The 660-nt window shown below is 57.7% G+C and carries 1 protein-coding gene; it reads right to left on the reverse strand.

What is annotated here, in order from left to right; genetic code table 11:
* The coding region (locus B4F73_RS05490; RefSeq protein ID WP_290482686.1) for a TonB-dependent receptor domain-containing protein at positions 1-660 on the reverse strand (660 nt) is incomplete at both ends.

The following is a 660-nucleotide window of genomic DNA, read 5'->3' on the forward strand; positions in this document are numbered from 1 at the left end:
ATTGGTCGGGTCGAACGAGCCGGAGCCCATGCCGAGCCACAGCTCACGCGTCACGTCTGCAGTGGTTTCATCCTTGGTGAAGCGACCACCGAGGGACACGCTCCACTGGTCAGTCACATCATAGGTGAAATCGCCGTAGACGGAGAAGTTTTCCTTGTCCTGCTTGCCAGCCTGATAGACCGTCAGGCCCAGCGCGCTGAGCAACAGGTCGAATGCGCCGTCGGCACTGCCATCAAGATAGTAGATGCCAGCAACGCCGGACAGGCGGACGCCATTGTACAGCATCTGGAATTCCTGGCTGAACTGGTCGTCATTATAGTAAGCTGGGACATCGAAATCCTGACCGGGCAGGGCGTCGAAGTCGATCGGCGTAACTGTTGCGCCTTCACGATAGGCCGTGATCGATTTTAGCGTGATCTCGTTATTGACGTCCCACTCGCCGGTGAGGGAGTAGCCTTCGGTTTCGACAGAGTTGTCATCACCGATACCGGCGCGGGTGTCATAAACATTATCCGTGACCGGCAGGGTGCCGTCGCCACTCGGGATCAGGCGATGGCCATGCTTGGCGTTGGAGTCGTCTTCAGATTTATCATAGGCAAAGCGGAAGAACAGCGAGTCGGTCGGTGCCCATTCGGCGCTTACGCGATAGGCGAGGACGTC

Origin of the sequence: Hyphomonas sp. UBA3601, assembly GCF_002375605.1 — a bacterium.
Classification (GTDB): domain Bacteria; phylum Pseudomonadota; class Alphaproteobacteria; order Caulobacterales; family Hyphomonadaceae; genus Hyphomonas.